Source organism: Pseudomonas sp. W5-01 (assembly GCF_046540435.1).
In the GTDB taxonomy this organism is placed as follows: domain Bacteria; phylum Pseudomonadota; class Gammaproteobacteria; order Pseudomonadales; family Pseudomonadaceae; genus Aquipseudomonas; species Aquipseudomonas graminis_B.
The window spans coordinates 248,716-270,390 of sequence record NZ_JAXCIP010000004.1; the positions used below are offsets into that span (position 1 = coordinate 248,716).

The following is a 21,675-nucleotide window of genomic DNA, read 5'->3' on the forward strand; positions in this document are numbered from 1 at the left end:
ATAGTGCAGTTCACGAGTTGCCATCCGCCTGATTGAGCTCCGGCAAAGCCAGAGCTCAACTAGCGATAAACAGCGTTATTAGTGCGCTTTAGTCGCAGGCGCCAACGCCGTCCGCTCTTGATAAGCCGGCAGGGAAGCCGCGAACGCCATGGCTTCTTCGCGAGTGGAGAACGAGCCTAGTCGATCGTGATGGGTGCAGACCCGCCAAGGACCGTTGTTCACGTTGATCACATCGTAGCCGTTGAAATGCGTCTTGCTGAGCATTGCGGTATGCATGGCGATCTCCCCTCATTCAAGAGAGTGTTGTGGGTTGTCGGATAAAACCTTACACCCGCCATTCACTCTATAGACGTTACCGAGACCAGCGGTGCCCTGCCAAGAATGCTCGAAGCCGGGATGCTGCGTTGACAACGCCGACCTGGGTTTCTATAAGTCCCCTCCGTTCTGGCGTCCGGTCAGTACCTGCTCACCTGAAAGCGAAGCGAGATGATGGAATTCACGGATTTTGATGCCGAACTGGCCGACTGGAACACCCTGCAAGCCGCCACTCCCTGCTCGGGACTGCTGCTGGGCAACGGCGCCAGTCTTGCCGTATGGAAGAACTTCGCCTATGACTCGCTGTTCGAGCTGGCGCAGACCACGCGCAACAAACCCCTGAGCGCCACCGAGCTGGCGCTGTTCAAATCCATGGAAACGGAAAATTTCGAGCCGGTGCTCAGCGGCTTGAAAGTCGCCATGCGGGTCAATGCAGCGCTGACGATTGGTTCGTCATCGCCACGCAACCGCTATTTTGCGATCAAGGAAGCCCTGATTCACGGCATCCGCTCGGCGCATATCCCGTGGCGGCTGATGGAAGCGGCCACCATCGCCAGGATCAGCGACGCCCTGAGCCGCTACCAGACGGTGTATTCCACCAACTACGACCTGCTGGCGTACTGGGCGGCGATGCATGGCGCGCAGCCATTCGATGATCTGTTCGACGACGATGCGATGTTCAACCTGCACCGCACCGACAGCCACGCCACCCGCGTCTTGTATCTGCACGGCGGCATGCACCTGGTGAAGAATTTCGACGGTACGGCGCGCAAGCTGATGTCCTCGGAAAGCACGCTGCTGGGCAGTTTCGCGATCAACGCGCTGGAGGATGTGCCGCTGTTTGTCTGCGAGGGCCGCAGCGACGAAAAGATGAAGATCATTCGCGGCTCGGACTATCTGTCGTTTTGCCACGCCCAACTGGCGCAGCATCAGGGCGCGCTGTGCGTCTTCGGCCACTCGCTGGGCAAGCAGGATCGACACATCCTGAACGCCATTCTCCAGGCCCGCCCCAAATCCATCGCCATCTCGGTGCTGCCGCGCAGTGACGCCTTCATCCAGCACCAGAAACGCCGCTACAGCGAACTGTTTGAAGGGCAGAACATCGAGCTGACATTTTTCAACGCCACCACCCACCCGCTGGGCGATCCGACACTGGCCGTGCCGGTGGCGCGATTGAAGGAAGCGCTGGAGTTGAAGAAGAGCTGAGGGTTAGCGCGGTGAATGCTCATATTCCCAACCCCGACAGGCCAAAGCTACGTGCTTGGGGATAAGTGCAGCACCGCTGCTATAAGCAGTAATGGTTCGACGCGTAAAGCCCAGCTCGATGGCCGCTGCCGAGAGAGAAAGGTTGTTCTTCTCCATCCATTGTTTGAAGTCTCGCGTCGGCATGACTTCACCGGCCTGCTCCAACGCCAGCCGGTGAAGCGTCGACGCAGCCAGCTCGATGTCATTGCCCCACGAAACGTCAAACCCCCAGTCACCCAAAGTCACTTGGCCGAATAGCGTTTCATCCTTCAGCGGCGTCAGCGCTTCAAATTGGTCGATGTAGGCGGATAAATCTACGGTATGACGCTTGCCGTTGTTCCAGTCGAGTATCAATGAGCGGCTGTTCGCGACAGGTTGCGCAGCGGCGATGCGTAATTTGCTGGTCATGTCTCAAGTCCTCCGATTCTGCTCATACCAGATCCGCCATAAGTCTCGGGTATGACTCCTGGCCCACTGCAGCGCTTCTTTCAGCGCCTTCCCCTCAGCGCCCTTGCCTAAGACCCTTAAGCCATCAATTTGCACGAGCGACTCCCCGCCAGGGTCTGGACGTGGAAATGGGGTGGGGCGTGGTCGTCCGGATAGATTTTGATCTTCCAGTTGCGATTGTTATGTACGGTAGCCATGGCGGGATACTAGAGAAATTTTTTCCCCAGGACAAACTCTGCACGGAAAAACAAGAACCGGACCTTTCAGGTCCGGTCCTCCAGCCGCTTACCGCTTCCAATCTTCCCAGCCGCTGCCCTTTATTCGTTACCTTCCGACAACGACCCCACCACCACTGCCCCACCTTGGGTCTGTTTATTGATGCTGGTGGCGACCGATTCGGTGGTCAGGCGCATGCTGCTGAGGGCGGCGAGTCGGTCGCTGCTCGTCGTGTGCACGACGCTGCCCGACCATTGAGCGGCCACCGTCGCCAGCCATGCGAAAAGGAATACCACGACACCCTGCAACGCCCATTTTCCGATAACCGACACGATGGTTCTCCTGGCTGAATTCGACGGCATCAATTTGACCTTCTAACTGTTGCAGCAACATTGCATTCAACTTCTGCACCAACATTTGGAACGATTCATCGCGCAGCCGCAAAATCCTCGAAAACGGCATTTCCCCCCTCGCCCCCTTCCCGGCTAAAGCCCGTCCCACTGGGTGCAGTCTCTTCCCGGCTGAAGCCGGTCCTACAAATACGGCCGTCGCCAATCCCGCTGAATGCGCGCAATTCAAATGTAGGACCGGCTTCAGCCGGGAAGAGGCCGGTTTGAGCGCCGGAGGATTAACGGGTGAAGTGTACGGACGATTCCGCACGCAGCTGTAAAGGGCCGCCACTCCGCTTCTGTGGCTGAATGAGCTCGCGTTTCGCACCCACAAGAACAAGGCAAGACCTTCTATGTCCTCTCGTGAAAACACCGGCATGGTCCTCGGACTGATCGGCGTGGTGATCTTCAGTCTGACGCTGCCCATGACCCGCATCGTGGTGCAGGAAATCCATCCCTTGCTCAACGGGCTGGGCCGCGCCTTGTTTGCGGCGGTGCCGGCGGCGGCGTTGCTGCTCTGGCGCAGAGAAAAATTGCCGACCCGCGCGCAGTTCAAGGCGCTCATGGTCGTGGCGTTGGGAGTGATCGTCGGGTTCCCGGTGCTCTCGGCCTGGGCCATGAAAACCCTGCCGGCCTCCCACGGCGCACTGGTCAATGGCCTGCAACCGCTGCTGGTCGCCATCTACGCCGCATGGCTTTCCCATGAACGACCGTCGAAAGCCTTCTGGGCCTGCGCGGCCATGGGCAGCGTTCTGGTGCTGGGTTACGCGCTGATCAGCGGCGCCGGCAATCTTCAGGCCGGTGATGTGCTGATGGTCGCCGCAGTGGCGATCGGCGGGCTGGGTTATGCCGAAGGTGGCCGTCTGGCCAAGGAGATGGGGGGCTGGCAGGTCATCTGCTGGGCGCTGGTCATTTCGATCCCGGTATTGATCGTGCCCGTCAGCTATCTGGCGTGGCAGCACCAGGGCCCGATTTCTCCCGGCACCTGGTGGGCCTTCGGGTACGTGTCGCTGTTCTCGCAATTCATCGGATTCTTCGCCTGGTACGCCGGGCTGGCCGTGGGCGGCATCGCGCGGGTCAGCCAGATTCAGCTGGTGCAGCTGTTCTTCACCATGGCCTTTTCGGCGCTGTTTTTCGGTGAGCACATTGATCCGACGACCTGGATCTTCGCCGCCGGTGTCGTGGTCACGCTGGCCATTGGGCGCAAAACGGCGGTGATTGCACCCAAGCCGGTTGCTGCCGCTCGCGTTTAGCCGAGCAGACCGTCGGCCTGGAGCAAGCGCTCCAGGCACTGTTCCTGAATACCGTAGAACACTTTCAGCTCCTGGATCTTTGCCAGCAATTCAGCAGGGTCCGCCGGGGTGGCGCGCTTGACCGCCAGAATCATCTTGTTCTTGTTGGTGTGCTCCAGCGAGATGAACTCGAAGACCTTGGTTTCATAACCGCAGGCCTCCAGCAGCAACGCGCGCAAAGCATCGGTGACCATCTCGGCCTGCTGGCCCATGTGCAAACCGTATTGCAGCATTGGCTTGAGCAGCGTCGGGCTCTGGATCTGCAGGCGGATCTGTTTGTGGCAGCACGGCGAGCACATGATGATCGAGGCGCCCGAGCGGATGCCGGTGTGGATGGCGTAATCGGTGGCGATGTCGCAGGCGTGCAAGGCAATCATCACGTCCAGTTCGCTGGGCGCCACCGAACGCACGTCACCGCACTTGAACACCAGACCCGGATGCTCCAGCTGCGCGGCGGCGTTGTTGCACAGCGTGACCATGTCTTCGCGCAACTCGACGCCGGTGACGTTGCCTTCGGCCTGCAAGGTGTTGCGCAGGTAATCGTGGATGGCGAAGGTCAGATAACCCTTCCCCGAGCCGAAATCCGCGACCGTCACCGGCTTGTCCAGCTTGATCGGCGACGTCGCCAGGGCGTGGGAGAACACCTCGATGAACTTGTTGATCTGCTTCCACTTGCGCGACATGGCCGGGATCAGCTCGTGCTGCTTGTTGGTCACGCCCAGGTCGGTCAGGAACGGCCGGCTGAGTTCCAGGTAGCGTTTCTTTTCGCGGTCATGCTCGGCCGTCGGGGCTTCGCGTTCCTGCTGGGCCTTGTTGCGGAACAGCGTGCTCTTGCCCTTCTTGCTGAACTCCAGCTGCACTTCATCGGTGAGCGACAGCAGATGAGCGTTCTTGAAGGACTCGGGCAGCAGGCTGGCGATCAGCGTCTGCGCTTCGGCGAGGGGGTGATTTTTGGTGATGTCGCGGGTCTTGTAGCGATAGACGAAGGACAGGCAAGGCTGATCCTTGACCGTGACGGGCTTGATGATGACCCGCTGCAACTCCGCTTCACTTCCGACGTACTTGGCCAGCACCAGTTTGATCAGCGAATTTTGCGTCAGGCAGGTGTCCAGCAGACTCAGGAACTGAGCGCGGTGGTCCTGCGCAGGAACGGTGGCGGGTGCGGTAACGGACATCGGAAAGCGCCTCGGGAGCAGAAATGCGAGGCGCTATTTTAGGCGGGTCGTAAGCAGTAGGTGCAATTAAATGACGCGGAGCATCGGAAGACGCATTCCCACGCGGGGCGCGGGAACGATCATGTCGGCAGCCGTGAGGCCCTACTCCAACACCACCAACCGGTTTGGCAGCTCGTTGCGCGCCTGGGTCACGGGCACCTGCTCGCTCAGCACGTCGCCGCACGAACGAATGCACCCTACGAAACCTTCCAGAATCCGGCCGTCCTTCACCTGCCGGGTAAAGGTCTCGACCATCGCGCGCCAGACTTCGTTGTCCACACGTCGCGCGATACCGTCGTCGACGATGATCTCGACATAACGCTCGGCCTCGCTGACGAAAATCAGCACGCCGGTGCCATTGGCGGTGGCATGAAGATTCTGTTCAAGAAACTGCCGACGGGCGAGATTACCCGCCCGCCAATGCCGCACGCGAACAGGCACCAGCCGTGTGGTGATGCCCGGCAAGCGGCACACCAGCGCCACCACGATGAAGGTGAGAACCTGCACCAGCAGCAGATGATTGGCACTGAGCCAGCCGGTCAGCAGGTTGATCAACCCCGGCACCAGCAGCGCGACGACCCCGGCCCAGATGAGCGGCACGTAGGTGTAGTCATCAGCGCTGGTCGCCAGCACCGTCACCAGTTCTGCGTCGGTCTGACGCTCGACGGTTTCGATGGCGTGGGCAACCCGCTGCTGTTCGTCTTTATTGAGCAATGTCATGCAAGCAAACCCTTCCTGATCGAACGACTACCAGCCACCGGAGGCACCGCCCCCGCCAAATCCACCACCGCCACCGCGCATGCCGCCGGAACCCGACCCTCCTGAACCGAAGCCGCCTGAGCCGCCAGAACCGAAGCCGCCAAAGCCACCGCCCCCGGAGCCGATGGACCGGCCCCGCCCGGACCGTGCGCTGATGTAACTGATGACCACGAACAGCACCAGAAACAGCAAGGTCACTTTCCAGTCGACGCCTTCGTTCTCGCTCGCCGCTGCGCTGCCGGTGGCACCGACTGCGGGTTCGGCAAGGGGATCGCCGCCGAGTACCTGGACCATCGCCTCGGTGCCTTTGGTGATACCGCCGACAAAATCGCCCTGCCGGAACGCCGGCGTGATGATCTGATTGATGATCACCGATGACTGCGCATCCGTCAGACGATCTTCCAGGCCGTAACCCACTTCGATGCGCACCTTGCGCTCGTCGCGGGCGACCACCAACAAGGCGCCGTTGTCTTTGCCCTTCTGCCCGATGCCCCAGTGACGACCCAGCTGATAGCCGTAGTCCTCAATGCTTGAGCCCTGTAAGTCAGGCAACGTGACCACCACCACTTGCTCGGTGGTCAGTTCTTCGTGCGCGCGCAGCATCTGTTCGAGATGCTCTTTGCTCGGGCCGTCGATCATCCCGGCGGCGTCGACAACGCGCCCGGTCAGCGGCGGAAACGTGAGGTCGGCTTGAGCCCATTGGGCAAACATACCCACCGACATCGCCAGTAACGCGACCAGCACTCCCCGGCGCGCGCGTCCCATCAGAACTTCACTTGCGGCGCTTTGTCAGCGTCAGCGGCGGTGGCTTCGAAGTTCGGACGCACCGGCAGATCGCTGTACATCACCGTATGCCACAGACGGCCCGGGAAGGTGCGGATCTCGGTGTTGTAACGCTCGACCGCCGTGATGAAATCGCGACGGGCCACCGCAATGCGGTTTTCCGTGCCTTCAAGCTGAGATTGCAGCGCGAGGAAATTCTGGTTGGATTTGAGGTCCGGATAGCGCTCCGAAACCACCATCAAGCGGCTCAATGCGCCGGTCAGCTGACCTTGTGCGTCCTGGAACTGCTTGAGTTTGGCCGGATCGTTCAGGGTGCTGGCGTCTACCTGAATCGACGTCGCCTTGGCCCGCGCTTCGATGACGGCGGTCAGGGTGTCCTGCTCTTGTTTGGCGTAGCCCTTCACCGTTTCCACCAGGTTGGGGATCAGGTCGGCGCGGCGTTGATACTGGTTCTGCACCTGTGCCCAGGCGGCCTTGACCTGCTCGTCGTAGGTCGGAATGTTGTTGATCCCGCAGCCGGACAACAGGGTCGTCAGCAGCATCATCAAGGCCAGTGACAATTTGTAACGACTGCCCCGGCTCTGGTCATAACGCTCTGTTTGCATGGCGTGCGTGCTCCCTGTACTCATCAATAATTAGTCCTGTCAGTCATGACTTTAGCCAAACCGGACGATCCCCGGCATAATCCCGCCCCATCGCGTTGTCAGGGCTCTGGATTGCCGGGCCACAATCAGATAAAACTCGTTGCGCTACTGATGCTCATATGAGGCAGGAGTTCAGCGACGTTGCCGTCCTGACGACAATAAAAACCAAAGGTTCGACACCTATAACAATGGCTGACCGGTATTACGCGCGAGTTGCCGGCGACGCCTTGAGAAAACCATTCATGAATAAGCTGTGTTTCCTGAGTCTCGTCATCGGCCTGGTCAGTCAGTCCGCCTGGGCCGAAAACGCCACCACCGGCGTCGGCACCGCTTCCACGCTGCAAGCCAAAAATGCATTCATCGCCAACCTGATGAAGCAAATGACCCTAGACGAGAAGATCGGTCAACTGCGCCTGATCAGCATCGGTCCGGAAATGCCCAAGCCGGAAATTCTCAAGGAAATCACCGCAGGCCGCATCGGCGGCACGTTCAACTCCGTCGTGCTGCCGGACAACCGCGCCATGCAGGACGCCGCCGGGCACAGCCGCAACAAGATTCCGATGTTTTTCGCCTACGACGTCGTCCACGGCCAGCGCACGGTGTTCCCGATCAGCCTGGGCCTCGCGTCGACCTGGGACATGAACGCCATCACCCGCACCGGTCGCGTGTCGGCGATCGAAGCGGCGGCCGACGGCGTGGACATGACCTTCGCGCCCATGGTCGACATTACCCGCGACGCACGCTGGGGCCGCAGCTCCGAAGGGTTCGGCGAGGACACCTATCTGGTGTCGCGCATCTCCGCCACCATGACCCGCGCGTTTCAGGGCACCAGCATGCAGGCGCCCAACAGCATCATGGCGGTGGTCAAACACTTCGCCCTGTATGGCGCGGTCGAGGGCGGTCGCGACTACAACACCGTCGACATGAGCCCGGTGCGCATGCAGCAGGACTACCTGCCGCCCTATCGCGCGTCGATTGATGCTGGCGCAGGGGGCGTGATGATCGCGCTCAATTCCATCAACGGCGTGCCTTCCACCTCCAACGCCTGGCTGCTGCAGGACGTGCTGCGCAGGGACTGGGGCTTCAAAGGCGTGACCGTCAGCGACCACGGCGCGATCAAGGAATTGATCGACCACGGCGTAGCCAAGGACTTCCGCGAAGCTGCCAAGCTGGCGATCAAGGCCGGCGTCGACCTGAGCATGAACGACAAAGCCTATGGCGAAGAGCTGCCGGGGCTGGTGAAGAGCGGCGAAGTGTCGGAGAAAGAAGTCGACAATGCCGTGCGAGAAGTGCTCGGCGCCAAGTGGGAAATGGGCCTGTTCGCCAACCCGTACCTGCGCATCGGTGCGGCAGTGGATGACCCCGCAGACCGTAATGCCGAAAACCGTTTGCACCGTGCCGAAGCCCGCGACGTCGCGCGCAAGAGCATCGTGCTGCTGAAGAACCAGAACGACACCCTGCCGCTGAAGAAGCAAGGCACCATCGCCGTGATCGGCCCGCTGGCCAAGAGCTCGATGGACATGCTGGGCAGCTGGTCGGCGGCCGGTCTGGCGCGTCAGACCGTCAACGCCTACGACGGCATTGCGGCGGCGGTCGGCGACAAGGCCAAGCTGATTTATGCACTGGGCTCCAACGTCACCGACAATCAGCACGCCATTACCTACCTGAACAAAATGGACGACCAGATCGCCATCGATCCGCGTCCGGAACAGGAAATGATCGACGAAGCCGTCAAGGCCGCGCAGCAGGCTGACGTCGTGGTGGCAGTGGTCGGTGAGTCACGCAACATGTCCCACGAAGCCGCGAGCCGTGTCGACCTGGTGATCCCCGGCCGTCAACGGGAGCTGATCCGCGCGCTCAAAGCCACGGGCAAGCCGCTGGTGCTGGTGTTGATGAACGGCCGGCCGCTGGCGCTGGGCGAAGAAAACGAGCTGGCCGACGCCATGGTGGAGAGCTGGTTCCTCGGCACCGAGGGCGGCAATGCTCTGGCTGACGTGTTGTTCGGCGACTACAACCCGTCCGGCAAACTGCCGATGACCTTCCCCCGCTCCGTGGGTCAGGTGCCGGCCTACTACAATCACCTGAACACCGGTCGTCCCTACCGCCCGAATGATTCGAACTACACCTCGAACTATTTCGAAGAGCCGACCAGCCCGCTGTTCCCGTTCGGTTACGGCCTGAGCTACACCCAGTTCAGCTTCTCGGACATCACCCTGTCGATCAACAAGATGACCCGCAAGGACAAGTTGACCGCCAGCGTCATGGTCAAGAACACCGGCAAGGTCGCCGGTGAGACCGTGGTCCAGCTGTACCTGCGCGACGTCGCCGCGTCGATCAGCCGCCCGGTGAAAGAGCTGAAGAACTTTCAGAAGGTCATGCTGAACCCCGGCGAGGAGAAATCCGTGAGCTTCACCCTGACCGAAGAAGACTTGAAGTTCTTCAACCCGTCGCTGAAGTACGCGGCCGAGGCGGGCGAGTTCAAGCTGATGATCGGCCTGGATTCGGAGAACGTGAAAGAGACGACGTTTAACTTGCTGTAAGGCAGGAATCCGGGGCGAATGCGCCAGCCACTGAAAGGAGGTCATGCCCATGCCCCGTTCCGTCCGCCTTGTGCTCTACGTCTTGCTGATCCTCGCCGGTGCCGCCATCGCGGCGACGCTGGCGATGCATCAGGCTCAGCGGCATGCGCTGGAAGGTGACGCTGAACAATCCAGGGATCGTCTGGCGCTCTACGCCAATACGCTTCAAACCCTGATCGAACGCTACCGGGCACTGCCGGCCGTTCTGGCCCTTGATCCGCAACTGCGGGCAGCGCTGAGCGGACCGGTCAGCGCCGACACCACCCAAGCGCTCAATCTCAAACTGGAGCAGATCAACGGCGCTGCCCAGTCCTCCACCCTCGAAGTGCTCGACCGCAACGGCCTTGCCGTCGGCGCGAGCAACTGGCGTCTGCCGAGCAGCTATGTGGGTCACAACTACGGCTTCCGCCCCTACTTCACGCAAACCCGCGCCAACGGCGTCGGGCGCTTTTATGCCGTCGGCGTGACCAGCGGCATCCCGGGTTACTTCCTGTCGAACGCGGTGCGTGACGAGGCCGGGCAGTTCATCGGTGCCATGGTGGTCAAGCTGGAGTTTCCGGACCTAGAACACACCTGGGCGCAAAACGATGACCTGCTGCTGGTCAGTGACGCCAAGGGCATCGTCTTCATTGCCAATCAGCCGGGCTGGCGCTATCGGGCCCTGCGACCGCTGAACGAGCAAGAGCGCGCCGAACTGGCGAGCACGCGTCAGTACGACAAGCAACCGTTGACGCCCTTGCATCAGGAGCCGCTGCTTGCGTTCGGCGAGAACAGCCACCTCAGCCGCGTTGACGCCCCCAACGAGCAGGCAGATTTCTTGTGGCAGTCGATGCCGCTGCCGACCGAGGGCTGGACGCTGCACCTGCTGCGTAAACCGCAGCCCGCCAGCGAAGACGCGCGCAATGCAGGTCTGGCGGCGGCAGGTATCTGGCTGACCCTGGTGTTCCTCGGGCTGTTTTTGTATCAACGCTGGCGCCTTGCCCGGGTGCGCCAGCGCAGTCGCGAAGAGCTTGAGCGTCTGGTGGAAGAGCGCACGCGCGACCTGCACACCGCGCAGGACGGTCTGGTGCAGTCGACCAAGCTGGCGGCGCTCGGCCAGATGTCCGCCGCCCTCGCCCACGAAATCAACCAGCCGCTGACGGCGCAGCGCATGCAGCTCGCGACCCTGCGTTTGTTGCTGGAGCATGGCCGTGTCGACGATGCGTACAAGGCGTTGAGCCTGCTGGATCAGCAGCTGACGCGCATGGCCGCGCTCACCGGCCACCTGAAAACCTTCGCCCGTAAAAGCCCCAGCGGCCTGCGCGAGCGCCTTGATCTGGCCACCGTGGTCGATCAGGCGCTGCTGTTGCTGGATGCGCGGATTCGCGAAGAGCGCGTCAGCTGCGTGCTCGACCTCACGCGTCCGGCCTGGGTGCGCGGTGACGCGATTCGACTGGAACAGGTCCTGATCAATCTGATGCGCAACGCCTTGGACGCAATGGGCGATAAACCGCTCAGGCGTCTGGAAATCCGCATCGATGCACAAGGCGAGCACTGGTGCGTTTCCGTCATCGACAGTGGCGGCGGGATTGCCGAAGAACACGTGGCTAACGTATTCGATCCGTTTTTCACCACCAAACCGGTGGGCGATGGCCTGGGGCTGGGGCTCGCGGTTTCGTTCGCCATCGTGCATGAACTGGGCGGCCGGCTCAGCGCCGAAAACATTAACAACGGCGCGCGGTTTTTCTTCTGTCTGACTCAGGCCCCGGAGGCCGACGCCCCATGCTGAACTCGGTAATCGTGGTGGACGACGAAGCGCCCATCCGGGAAGCGGTGGAGCAATGGCTCTCGCTGTCCGGTTTCGAGGTCCGCCTGTTCAGCCGTGCCGAGGAATGCCTGGCGCAAGTGCCCGAGCACTTTCCCGGCGTGATCCTCAGCGATGTGCGCATGCCCGGCATGGATGGCTTGCAGTTGCTGGCCGAGTTGCAACGGCGGGACCGCGATTTGCCGGTGATCTTGCTGACTGGCCACGGTGACGTGCCCATGGCCGTAGACGCCATGCGCGACGGCGCCTATGACTTTCTCGAAAAGCCGTTCACCCCTGAAACCCTGCTCGGAAGCCTGCGGCGGGCACTGGAGAAACGCGCGCTGGTGCTGGAAAACCGCGCGCTGCATGAACGGGCGGATAACCGCTCGCGGCTCGATGCCACGCTGCTGGGGATGTCGCCGACGATGCAGACATTGCGGCGGCAGGTCCTGGACCTCTCGCAACTGCCGGTTAATGTGCTGATTCGCGGCGAGACCGGCAGTGGCAAGGAAATGGTCGCGCGTTGCCTCCATGACTTCGGTCCGCGGGCAGACAAGCCGTTCGTTGCGGTCAACTGCGCGGCGATCCCGGAGCAGTTGTTCGAAGCCGAGCTGTTCGGCCACGAAAGCGGCGCGTTCACCGGCGCCCAGGGCAAGCGGATCGGCAAGCTGGAGTACGCCCACGGCGGCACGGTCTTCCTCGACGAAATCGAAAGCATGCCGCTGGCGCAGCAGGTCAAACTGCTGCGGGTGATTCAGGAACGGCGGATCGAGCGACTGGGTTCGAACCAGAGCATCGACATTGATGTGCGCATCATTGCTGCGACCAAGCCCGATCTACTGGAGGAAGCCAGGGCCGGGCGTTTCCGTGAAGACCTGGCCTACCGGCTGAACATCGCGGAATTGCGCCTTCCGCCATTGCGCGAGCGGCGAGAAGACATCCCGATGCTGTTCAGCCATTTCTCGCGGAATGCGGCGGAGCGCCTCGGCCGCGACGCGCCGGTATTGAGCGGGGAACAACTGAGCCATCTGCTCAGCCACGACTGGCCAGGAAACGTGCGCGAGTTGGCGAACGCGGCCGAGCGCCAGGTGCTGGGGCTGGACGGTCCCGCTGCGCAAGAGAACCCGATGGGGCAATCGCTGGTGGCGCAGCAGGAAGCGTTCGAAGCGCACTGCATTCGCTCGGCGTTGCGACGGCATAGGGGCGACATCAAAGCGGTCATGCACGAACTGCAACTGCCCCGCCGTACGCTGAATGAAAAAATGCAGCGACACGGGTTGGTGCGCGAGGACTTTCTAGCGGGAGACAGTCCTACAGGATGATCGCAGTGTCAGTAGGACCGGCTTCAGCCAGGAAGAGGCCCTTGAGTACACCATCACTTCTGCGGTGTGACTTCCGACGCTTTCCCGGCTAAAGCCAGTCCCACCAAGCGCACGCGGCGATTCCGTGGGACCGGCTTCAGCCGGGAAGAGACTTCGATCCTGTCAGATCGGGGAATGAGCGGATTTTCGCTCATGGGTTTCAGACATCAAGCGGATTTCCGCTTACCCTGACCGCGACAACCCCTCTACTCCGGGCCTTTCAGCCGTTGGCACAGCTCCTGCTATCACTGTCGTCAGACCGCCTCGATGCGTTCCTTCTAACAACAATGACTTGCAGGAAATCCCATGGCCATCCCCAATTCTGCCTCCCACGGAACGGCTGCCACGGCAGCCGCCGAAAAAACCACCGGAAGTCGCCTGAAATCCATTTTCAGCGGTTCGGTCGGCAACATGGTCGAGTGGTACGACTGGTACGTCTACGCCGCCTTCTCCCTCTACTTCGCCAAAGTCTTCTTCCCCAAGGGCGACACCACCGCCCAATTGCTCAACACCGCCGCGATCTTTGCCGTGGGCTTCCTGATGCGCCCCATCGGCGGCTGGCTCATGGGCCTCTACGCAGACCGCAAAGGCCGCAAGGCCGCGCTGATGGCGTCGGTGCTGCTGATGTGTTTCGGTTCGCTGATCATCGCCCTCACCCCTGGCTATGAAACCATCGGCGTTGGCGCCCCGATCATGCTGGTGTTCGCCCGCCTGCTACAAGGCCTGTCGGTAGGTGGCGAGTACGGCACCTCGGCGACGTACCTCAGCGAGATGGCGACCAAAGAACGCCGGGGCTTTTTCTCCAGCTTCCAGTACGTGACGCTGATCTCCGGCCAGCTCATCGCGCTGGCGGTGCTGATTGTGCTGCAACAGACGCTGACCACTGAACAGCTGCACGCATGGGGCTGGCGCATCCCGTTCGCCATTGGTGCGTTGTGCGCGGTGGTGGCACTGTTCCTGCGTCGCGGGATGGAAGAAACCGAGTCGTTCAACCGCAAGAAGGACAAACCCAAAGAAAGCCTCATGCGCACCCTGATGCGCCATCCCAAGGAGCTGATGACCGTCGTCGGCCTGACCATGGGCGGCACGCTGGCGTTCTACACCTACACCACCTACATGCAGAAGTACCTGGTGAACACGGTGGGCATGAGCATCACCGATTCGACGACGATTTCCGCCGCTACGCTGTTCCTGTTCATGCTGTTGCAACCGGTGATCGGCGCGCTGTCTGACAAGATTGGCCGTCGCCCGATCCTGATCGCCTTCGGCGTGCTGGGCACCTTGTGTACCGTGCCGATCCTCACCACCCTGCACACCATCCAGAGCTGGTGGGGCGCGTTCTTCCTGATCATGGCCGCGCTGATCATCGTCAGCGGCTATACGTCGATCAACGCCGTGGTGAAAGCCGAACTGTTCCCGACCGAGATCCGCGCCCTGGGCGTCGGCCTGCCGTACGCACTGACGGTATCGATATTCGGCGGCACAGCCGAATACATCGCGCTGTGGTTCAAGAGCATTGGCATGGAAACCGGCTACTACTGGTACGTCACCGCCTGCATCGCAGTGTCGCTGCTGGTGTATGTGTTCATGAAAGACACCCGCAAGCATTCGCGGATCGAGACTGACTGACCTGAAACGGCGCTGGCTAGCCGCTTCGACCAGCGCTTAAAGGCAGCAAAACGAGGGCAGCTCACGCACATGAGCTGCCCTTTTGCATTCGCAGAAGCCGCTAAGTGCATGAATAACGATCGCTTTTCGCAGTATCAATTTCAGCGATGATCGCTACTAATGCGATTGACTTTTTAATAATGTTGAGGCGAGTAAAGTTCACTCCATACCGAGTTACCCACTCATTAAATCGATCTGGAGCAACTACCATGAAAACTAACAAACTGATCTTCGGCCTCGCTTTCTCCCTTCTTGCCAGCAGCGCATTTGCACTTCCCGTTGTTGATGCCCAGCACGCAGTTAATACTGCGGTCGTTGCAGAAAACGGCTCGTCCCACACTAATATTGGTCGTGTCGCTGCTGACGGTTCGGACCATGTAGGTGCCAACCGCCTCGCTTCTGATGGCGCTGACCGTGTAGGTAACAACCGCCAGGCCGCTGATGGTTCGGATCACGTTGGTGCCAACCGCCTCGCTGCTGACGGCGCTGACCGTGTGGGCAACAACCGCCAGGCCGCTGATGGTTCGGATCACGTTGGTGCCAACCGCCTCGCTGCTGACGGCGCTGATCGTGTCGGTGCCAATCGCCAGGCAGCTGACGGCTCGGACCATGTTGGTGCAAATCGCCTGAGCTGATTCGCCCTGTCGTTCTCCCAGCCCGGCTTTATGCCGGGCTTAATTTTTCCCGCACGTGGAAACCTGAATCCCTCGGTTTGACTGGTCTCCTGACAGATGTGGGTCAGCAGCGAATCGCGTATCCATCTCGTTTTCTTTAGCTGGCATGCCCGATCCCCTCCCCGCTGCGCACCGACCTACCAAATAACAACCACCCGAGTCAACAGGCAAATTCGCCTTCGCCAGTGAAAATTGCTCCATTCCAGCGCAAATGTCTCGCCGACGCTTTAAAACCGGGCGCTCCAGCCCACTATCATTTTTAGCGATGGTCGATAGCAACAGCGTTAACTTCAACTTAATCGGCACGCGCGTAACATTGGCTCCATTCCCAAGTTGAAAACATTATTGAACTTACTGGAGCAACACTCATGAAAACGTCGAATATTATTTTTGGTATTAGTCTGTCCATTCTGGCATCGAGCGCATTCGCTCTGCCTGTTTCCGAACAGCACTCTGCATTTAACGGCACTGTTGTCGCAGAAGGCGGTTCTTCCCACACCAATGCGTCGCACACCGGTTCGTATCGTCAGGCTTCCGATGGTTCCGATCACGTTGGTGCCAATCGCCTCGCCGCCGACGGCGCTGACCGCGTAGGTAACAACCGCCAGGCTGCCGATGGCGCTGACCATATCGGTGCAAACCGTCTGGCCGCTGACGGCGCCGATCGCGTCGGTGCCAATCGCGCCAGCTAAGCGTTATCCGCACCATGCCCACCGCTTCATGTTGACCGCTTCATGTTCCACCTCCTGAACTCCCTTTGTAGCCCGACACTTGTCGGGCTTTTTTTTGCGCGGGGTTCGGAGGTCGCTGGAATCCTCATCCAATGCCTTGCACTATGTCGGCCTGCATTCCGTGCACGCGCTCACCGTGCGCCGGCACGCCCGCACACCCACATTCAGGAAAACACCATGTCAGACGATATTCATTTCTACGAACCGTCCAAAGGTCATGGACTGCCCCACGACCCGTTCAACGCTATCGTGGGCCCACGTCCGATCGGCTGGATCTCGTCCCAGGACGCAGAGGGCAAGCTGAACCTGGCGCCCTACAGCTTCTTCAACGCCTTCAACTATGTGCCGCCCATCATCGGGTTCTGCAGCATCGGCCGCAAAGACAGCCTGAACAACATCGAACAGACCGGCGAGTTCGTCTGGAACCTCGCCACGCGCAGCTTGGCCGAGCAGATGAACATGAGTTGCGCGGCAGTGCCGGCCGACGTGAGTGAGTTCGAGCTGGCGGGCCTTACCGCAGAACCGTCGCGCATCGTTTCCGTGCCGAGGGTCAAAGAGACGCCGGTTTCGTTCGAATGCAAAGTCACGCAGATCATCCAGCTGCAACGCGCCGACAAGGAAGTGGTGCCGAGCTGGCTGATTCTGGGGGAAGTGGTGGCGGTGCATATCGCCAAGCGGCTGCTGAAGGAAGGTGTGTATGACACCGCAGCCGGCGAGCCCATCCTGCGCGGCGGCGGCCCGGCTGACTATTTCCAGCTAAGCGCAGAGTCGCTGTTCAAGATGTACCGGCCGAACGTCTGATCAATCCTGGGCGAACACCAGTTCGCCCTCTTGGGTGACGTCGGCGAGCCGCTCCAGCTCTTTTACGGCGGCGTCGTCAGCGGCGAGCGCGGTGGGGAATTTCTGTTCGGCGAGGACGCGGTGAAAGGTCGGCGCCCCGCCCATGACCCGAGCCTTGACGGCGATCGCGGCACTGTAGCCGTCGTCACCGGGGACCGCTGCCGAAACGGCCTCGTGATGCTGGAATTCTTTGCGTGCCATGGTCCGACGTCCTGCCTGGAAAAATGAAGGCAGGATTTTAAACGCAGGCGTTCGAACACCTGAAAGGTTTTCTTCGCAGGCCTTATCGGCTGCAACCAAGCAATAGCACCGAAACCTGTTAGCCCACCAGGCGAGCACCTATAGGGACATCAACCGTCTGTGCCTGAGCCGTCGATACCGTGGCGAAGGTTTGAAAGTCGAGGCTCGCCACCAGCAACTCGGTCACCAGTTCGGAAAACAGGTTGAGCTCAGGCGCGCCGAACCAGTCGTTCATTGCGGAGGGGTCGGCCCAGGAGCCGGTAATGACCCAGAGGTCGTCGTCGGTCATGGATTTCTGCAGCGCGAAGTGCAGGCAACCCGACGCGGCAGCGGACGGGTTGATCAGGCTGCTCAAGCGGGCGCCCAGCTGCGCACTGTGTCCGGGCCGGGCGCGGACGGAGACCCAATGGCTCACGACTGACGTATTTAGCATGCTCTGCGCTCCTTCTCTTTACGTGCTTGGCTTAAGCAGGCGTGCCGCGATTCGGGATCTGGCATCCGTGGAACAGGCGGCGGCGGGAAGTGAAGGTTAGGGGCAGACGCGCACCCTGCGGTAGCCAATTACTGCGCGGTTATTGCCTGGTTCTGCGCTGGCAGGTTCATAGTGACGGCCGCTCTCGTCGCTGGGTCGCGTGATGCCTGTGGACTTTCGAGCAACGATCCCGGGCGAACAGGGCCCGTTCACGGCAACGCAACACATCGGCAACAGAATCAGGCAAGCATTCGGCAGGATTCGCCTAACGCTTGCGCTTGCCCAAAAATAAGCTGTGCTGCATCAACGCCCTGTCAGAGGAACTCCCCATGTCGTTATCCGCTCTTGCGCCGTCCGCTCCGGATGCTCGACCTGTTGCCGAGCTGAGCGCGCAGATGACGCAACAGCGCGCCGAGCTGGCAGAACTGATCCGCCGGCATGCCCCCGTCGACGGCAGTTTCCAGACGGTGATCAAACCGTTGTTCATGGTGCGCCACGATCGCCCGTCGCAATCGGTGCCGGGGCTGGTGCAGCCGGCGCTGTGCATCATGGCTCAGGGCCGCAAGGACGTGACGCTGGGCGGCGAGCTGTACACCTACGACCCGCTCAACTACCTGGTGCTGTCGGTGGCGCTGCCCATCAGCGGCAAGGTGATTTACGCGACCCCGGAAGAGCCGCACCTGGCCTTGCGCCTGGAAATCGATCCGGTGGAAATCAACGCGCTGATCGCCGAAGCAGGGCCGATGAGCGTACCGACGCGTCACAGCGGGCGCGGCATGTACGTCGAGCGGATCGACGCTCAGCTGCTCGACGCTGTCATCCGCCTGATCCGTCTGCTGGACACGCCAAAAGACATTCCCATGCTCGCCCCGCTGATCAATCGGGAGATCCTTTATCGACTCCTGCGTGGGAGCGAAGGGCATCGGCTGTATGAAATCGCCATCTCCAACTGCCAGACCCATCGCGTCACCCAGGCGATCAAGTGGCTCAACGACCATTTCCAGGAGCCGCTGCGCATTGAAGATCTGGCGAGAGAGGTGAACCTGAGCGTCTCGACGCTGCACCACCGTTTCAAGTCCGTCACCGCCATGAGCCCGCTGCAATACCAGAAGCAACTGCGTCTGCAGGAGGCCCGACGGTTGATGCTGGCGGACGGCCTGGAAGCGTCCGCCGCCGGTTACCGGGTCGGCTATGAAAGCGCCTCGCAGTTCAGCCGCGAATACAGCCGCCTGTTCGGCGCGCCACCACTGCGGGACCTGGCGCGCCTGCGCAGCACGGTTTGAACGCGCCGCTCAGTCGAAGTAAGACGTCAGCCGATGCTGCTCATCCAGCGCTTCTGGTCGATCTCGATCAACGTCGGGCCGTCACGCTGGCTGGCTGAGTTGAGGGCCGTGGTCAGTTGCTCAACGCTGCCAACCGCCTCCGCGGCGCATCCCAGTGCTGTGGCGACGCCGATGAAATCGGGCGTGTAGATGTCGACACCGATGGGCTCGATGGCGCGGTTGACCATGTACTTCTTGATCTCTTCATAGCCCTGATTATTCCACAGCAGCACCACGATGGGCGTTCGCGCTTCCACCGCACTCGCCAGTTCGGACAAGGTGAACTGCAGGCCGCCGTCGCCAATCAGGCACACGACAGGATTGGACTCTCCGGCGTCGCGACTGCCCAGCCACGCCCCCACGGCGGCGGGCAAGGCGTAGCCCAGAGTTCCGTAACCGGTGGAGGAATTGAACCAGCGGCGAGGCTTGTCGAGGTCCAGGGTCAGGTTGCCGGTGTAGACGGGCTGGGTGGAGTCGCCCACGATCACGGCTTCCGGCAATACTTCAAGCACCGTTTGCAAGAACAGCGTCTGCCCACGGGTGGCATCGTCCCAGCCCGCCTCAAGGCTCGTCCTCAGCGCCGCAACCCGCGCAGCGCCCCAGTCTTGGCTGCGTGGCGCCAGCACTTCGCCGGCCAGCGCGTCCACCAAGGCTTCAGCGGCGTGTTGAGCGTCGGAGACCAGCGCAACCGTTGGCGGAAAGTTGCGCACAGTCTGATCGGGGTCGATGTCGATGCGCAGCAACGCGCCCGGAATCTTGAAGTGGCCCTGAAAGGTAATGTCGTAATCCGTCTCGGCCAGTTCAGTACCGATGGCCAGCACCACGTCGGCGTTTTCAATGACCTCACGGGTGGCATCGAGGGACTGCGTCGAACCTATCAGCAGCGGGTGAGCGCCCGGCAGCATGCCTTTGGCGTTGATGGTCAGCGCGACCGGCGCGCCGAGCCGTTCGGCCAGACGCGTCAATGCCGGGGCGGCGTCAATGGCGCCGCCTCCCGCAAGAATCAGAGGCCGTTGCGCCGTGGCGAGCAGATTCGCCATGTGCCGGATCGCAGCGGGTGCCGGTCCGGCGCGGCTTACCGAGACCGGCTGGCTGTGCAGCAGGGCGTCGGCATTTTCCACCAGCACATCCAGCGGAATCTCGATATGCACCGGACGCGGCCGCGCTGCTTGAAACACCGCAAACGCCCGGGCCAGCACCGACGGCAACTCGGCCGCTGACATCAGCGTATGAGAAAACGCCGCGACGCCCGCGACCAGCGCACTCTGGGACGGCAGTTCATGCAGCTTGCCGCGACCGCCGCCCAACTGACTGCGCGACTGCACGCTGGAAATCACCAGCATCGGGATCGAGTCCCCATAGGCCTGGCCCATCGCGGTGCTGATATTGGTCATGCCGGGGCCGGTAATGATGAAGCACACGCCCGGCTTGCCTCGCGTGCGCGCATATCCATCGGCCATGAAGCCTGCGCCCTGTTCATGGCGCGGGGTGATGTGGGTGATCGACGAACCGGCCAGCCCTCGGTACAGCTCAACCGTGTGCACGCCCGGAATCCCGAACACCCGCTCGACCCCGTAGCCTTCCAGCAACCTGACCAGCACTTCCCCGCACGTCGCCATGTGCCTGCCCCTTTTGTGAAGTCTTGCCCGACGCGCCTGCAATTTGCCAGGCTCAGTAGGCGACTATTGAAGCTGCGGGCCGTATCGACCACAACGCATAAAATGTCATGCTTAGCCATGTCCTCAGCTCATGGCTAACCCGCCGATGAAACGCCTTCCTCCCCTGCCCGCGCTGCATACGTTCCTGATCACGGCGAAGTGCTGCAATTTCACCCGGGCTGCGGAGGCGCTGCACCTCACCCAGGGCGCCGTCAGCCGGCAGATCGCCGGGCTGGAAGCTCACTTGGGCTATCGCCTGTTCAATCGTCAGGCCCGTGGCTTGAGCCTGACCGCCCAGGGCCGCGAGCTGCTGCCGCGCATCGAGCAAGTGTTCAGCCTGATCGAGGCGGCGGTGGATCAAGTCGATGCCAGACCGAGGGCGCTGCAAATCAAGGCACCGACCTGCATCAGCCGCTGGTTGTTGCCGCGCCTGATGCAGTGGCAGAAAGAACGGCCCGACGTGCCGGTGCAATTGACCACGACGAGCGCGCACACGGTGGATTTTAGGCGTGAGGATTTCGATGCCGCCGTGGTGTTCGGCGCGAAACCGATTGATTCCAGTCACGTGCAGCACCTGTTCGACGAACAACTGACGCCGGTGTGCTCGCCGTTGCTGGCGTCCAGCAATCCCCTCGCCCGCGCCGCCGATCTGGAACGGCACATGCTCCTGCACCCCACTCTCGACGAGCGTGACTGGACGCTGTGGCTGAAGGCCGCCGGAGCGGAGCTGAGCAATGTCGAGCACGGTCAGCACTTCGACACGATGGACCTGGCGATGACGGTCGCCTCACAAGGGACGGGGGTTGCCATTGGCGACTGGTCGCTGATCGGCGAAGACCTGAGCGCGGGGCGCCTGGTCATGCCTTTCGAGCTGAAGGTCCGGACCGGCGCGGCGTATTACTTCGTGCACGCCAAAGGCGCCAGCGTTCCTTCCCCACTGCAGGATCTGCTGGACTGGCTGTCGCTGCAGGCGGCTGAGCGGCGCATCGGCTGAGCGGCGCAATGCTGGCTCTTCACCAACGGCCCGCCTGATAAAAACA

At 61.4% G+C, this 21,675-nt stretch carries 21 protein-coding genes; 11 read left to right on the plus strand and 10 right to left on the minus strand.

The features are described 5' to 3' along the window. Positions 1 to 78 precede the first annotated feature (78 nt). The gene (locus SLW75_RS14675) at positions 79 to 276 is read right to left on the minus strand and encodes an SPOR domain-containing protein (RefSeq protein WP_065992330.1); all 198 of its coding nucleotides are present in this window, start codon (positions 274 to 276) and stop codon (positions 79 to 81) included. Positions 277 to 486: 210 nt separating this feature from the next. On the opposite strand from SLW75_RS14675, the gene SLW75_RS14680 reads away from it, so the two are divergent. After that, a complete protein-coding gene (locus tag SLW75_RS14680) occupies positions 487 to 1,521 on the plus strand; it encodes a DUF4917 family protein (protein WP_065992328.1) in 1,035 nt (344 codons plus the stop codon). A 3-nt stretch (positions 1,522 to 1,524) separates the two neighbouring features. Here the strand turns inward: SLW75_RS14680 and SLW75_RS14685 are convergent, their stop codons facing one another. Beyond that, the gene (locus SLW75_RS14685; RefSeq protein ID WP_410928524.1) at positions 1,525 to 1,968 is read right to left on the minus strand and encodes a DUF2442 domain-containing protein; all 444 of its coding nucleotides are present in this window, start codon (positions 1,966 to 1,968) and stop codon (positions 1,525 to 1,527) included. Between the two features lie 356 nt (positions 1,969 to 2,324). Beyond that, positions 2,325 to 2,555 carry a hypothetical protein gene (locus SLW75_RS14690; protein ID WP_065992324.1) on the minus strand — a complete coding sequence of 77 codons (231 nt, stop codon included), beginning with the start codon at positions 2,553 to 2,555 and terminating at the stop codon, positions 2,325 to 2,327. Positions 2,556 to 2,965: 410 nt separating this feature from the next. Between SLW75_RS14690 and SLW75_RS14695 the strand changes: the two genes are divergently transcribed. Further along, the gene (locus tag SLW75_RS14695; protein ID WP_410934797.1) at positions 2,966 to 3,865 is read left to right on the plus strand and encodes a DMT family transporter; all 900 of its coding nucleotides are present in this window, start codon (positions 2,966 to 2,968) and stop codon (positions 3,863 to 3,865) included. Here SLW75_RS14695 and SLW75_RS14700 read toward each other — a convergent pair. From SLW75_RS14700 to SLW75_RS14715, 4 genes are all read right to left on the minus strand, one after another. Then, a complete protein-coding gene (locus SLW75_RS14700; RefSeq protein ID WP_369318411.1) occupies positions 3,862 to 5,079 on the minus strand; it encodes a class I SAM-dependent methyltransferase in 1,218 nt (405 codons plus the stop codon). The two genes, SLW75_RS14695 and SLW75_RS14700, sit on opposite strands and share 4 nt — an antisense overlap. A gap of 141 nt (positions 5,080 to 5,220) precedes the next feature. Next, positions 5,221 to 5,838, minus strand: coding sequence for a TPM domain-containing protein (locus tag SLW75_RS14705; protein WP_410934798.1), 618 nt, complete (start codon positions 5,836 to 5,838; stop codon positions 5,221 to 5,223). 27 nt (positions 5,839 to 5,865) lie between these two features. Beyond that, entirely contained in the window at positions 5,866 to 6,642 is a 777-nt protein-coding gene (locus tag SLW75_RS14710; RefSeq protein ID WP_410934799.1) for a TPM domain-containing protein, read from the minus strand. Next, entirely contained in the window at positions 6,642 to 7,265 is a 624-nt protein-coding gene (locus SLW75_RS14715) for a LemA family protein (protein WP_410934800.1), read from the minus strand. Before SLW75_RS14715 ends, SLW75_RS14710 begins: the two co-directional genes overlap by 1 nt. A gap of 281 nt (positions 7,266 to 7,546) precedes the next feature. On the opposite strand from SLW75_RS14715, the gene bglX reads away from it, so the two are divergent. The 7 genes from bglX (at position 7,547) to SLW75_RS14750 (ending at position 16,904) form a co-directional block, all read left to right on the plus strand. Beyond that, complete coding sequence (bglX, locus tag SLW75_RS14720) at positions 7,547 to 9,844, plus strand: beta-glucosidase BglX (protein ID WP_410934801.1); 2,298 nt, start codon at positions 7,547 to 7,549, stop codon at positions 9,842 to 9,844. A gap of 43 nt (positions 9,845 to 9,887) precedes the next feature. After that, complete coding sequence (locus SLW75_RS14725; protein WP_410934802.1) at positions 9,888 to 11,651, plus strand: ATP-binding protein; 1,764 nt, start codon at positions 9,888 to 9,890, stop codon at positions 11,649 to 11,651. Beyond that, complete coding sequence (locus tag SLW75_RS14730) at positions 11,645 to 12,991, plus strand: sigma-54-dependent transcriptional regulator (protein WP_410934803.1); 1,347 nt, start codon at positions 11,645 to 11,647, stop codon at positions 12,989 to 12,991. The genes SLW75_RS14725 and SLW75_RS14730 overlap by 7 nt, the downstream gene beginning before the upstream one ends. A 345-nt stretch (positions 12,992 to 13,336) precedes the next feature. Next, entirely contained in the window at positions 13,337 to 14,659 is a 1,323-nt protein-coding gene (locus SLW75_RS14735; protein WP_410934804.1) for an MFS transporter, read from the plus strand. 248 nt (positions 14,660 to 14,907) lie between these two features. After that, positions 14,908 to 15,333 carry a hypothetical protein gene (locus SLW75_RS14740; protein ID WP_083233248.1) on the plus strand — a complete coding sequence of 142 codons (426 nt, stop codon included), beginning with the start codon at positions 14,908 to 14,910 and terminating at the stop codon, positions 15,331 to 15,333. Between the two features lie 407 nt (positions 15,334 to 15,740). Next, positions 15,741 to 16,064, plus strand: coding sequence for a hypothetical protein (locus SLW75_RS14745; protein WP_065992303.1), 324 nt, complete (start codon positions 15,741 to 15,743; stop codon positions 16,062 to 16,064). Between the two features lie 216 nt (positions 16,065 to 16,280). After that, positions 16,281 to 16,904, plus strand: coding sequence for a flavin reductase family protein (locus SLW75_RS14750; RefSeq protein WP_133772374.1), 624 nt, complete (start codon positions 16,281 to 16,283; stop codon positions 16,902 to 16,904). Here SLW75_RS14750 and SLW75_RS14755 read toward each other — a convergent pair whose 3' ends face one another. Both SLW75_RS14755 and SLW75_RS14760 read right to left on the minus strand, forming a co-directional pair. Beyond that, entirely contained in the window at positions 16,905 to 17,144 is a 240-nt protein-coding gene (locus SLW75_RS14755; protein ID WP_065992300.1) for a hypothetical protein, read from the minus strand. It lies immediately after the preceding gene. A gap of 118 nt (positions 17,145 to 17,262) precedes the next feature. Further along, the gene (locus SLW75_RS14760; protein WP_192135276.1) at positions 17,263 to 17,616 is read right to left on the minus strand and encodes an antibiotic biosynthesis monooxygenase family protein; all 354 of its coding nucleotides are present in this window, start codon (positions 17,614 to 17,616) and stop codon (positions 17,263 to 17,265) included. Positions 17,617 to 17,984: 368 nt separating this feature from the next. Between SLW75_RS14760 and SLW75_RS14765 the strand changes: the two genes are divergently transcribed. After that, the gene (locus SLW75_RS14765) at positions 17,985 to 18,938 is read left to right on the plus strand and encodes an AraC family transcriptional regulator N-terminal domain-containing protein (RefSeq protein WP_410928514.1); all 954 of its coding nucleotides are present in this window, start codon (positions 17,985 to 17,987) and stop codon (positions 18,936 to 18,938) included. A gap of 26 nt (positions 18,939 to 18,964) precedes the next feature. Here SLW75_RS14765 and SLW75_RS14770 read toward each other — a convergent pair whose 3' ends face one another. Then, positions 18,965 to 20,596: a 5-guanidino-2-oxopentanoate decarboxylase gene (locus tag SLW75_RS14770; RefSeq protein WP_410934805.1), complete on the minus strand. Its 1,632-nt coding sequence runs from the start codon at positions 20,594 to 20,596 to the stop codon at positions 18,965 to 18,967. A 145-nt stretch (positions 20,597 to 20,741) separates the two neighbouring features. On the opposite strand from SLW75_RS14770, the gene SLW75_RS14775 reads away from it, so the two are divergent. Then, positions 20,742 to 21,629: a LysR substrate-binding domain-containing protein gene (locus SLW75_RS14775; protein WP_410934806.1), complete on the plus strand. Its 888-nt coding sequence runs from the start codon at positions 20,742 to 20,744 to the stop codon at positions 21,627 to 21,629. The last annotated feature ends 46 nt before the right edge of the window (positions 21,630 to 21,675 follow it).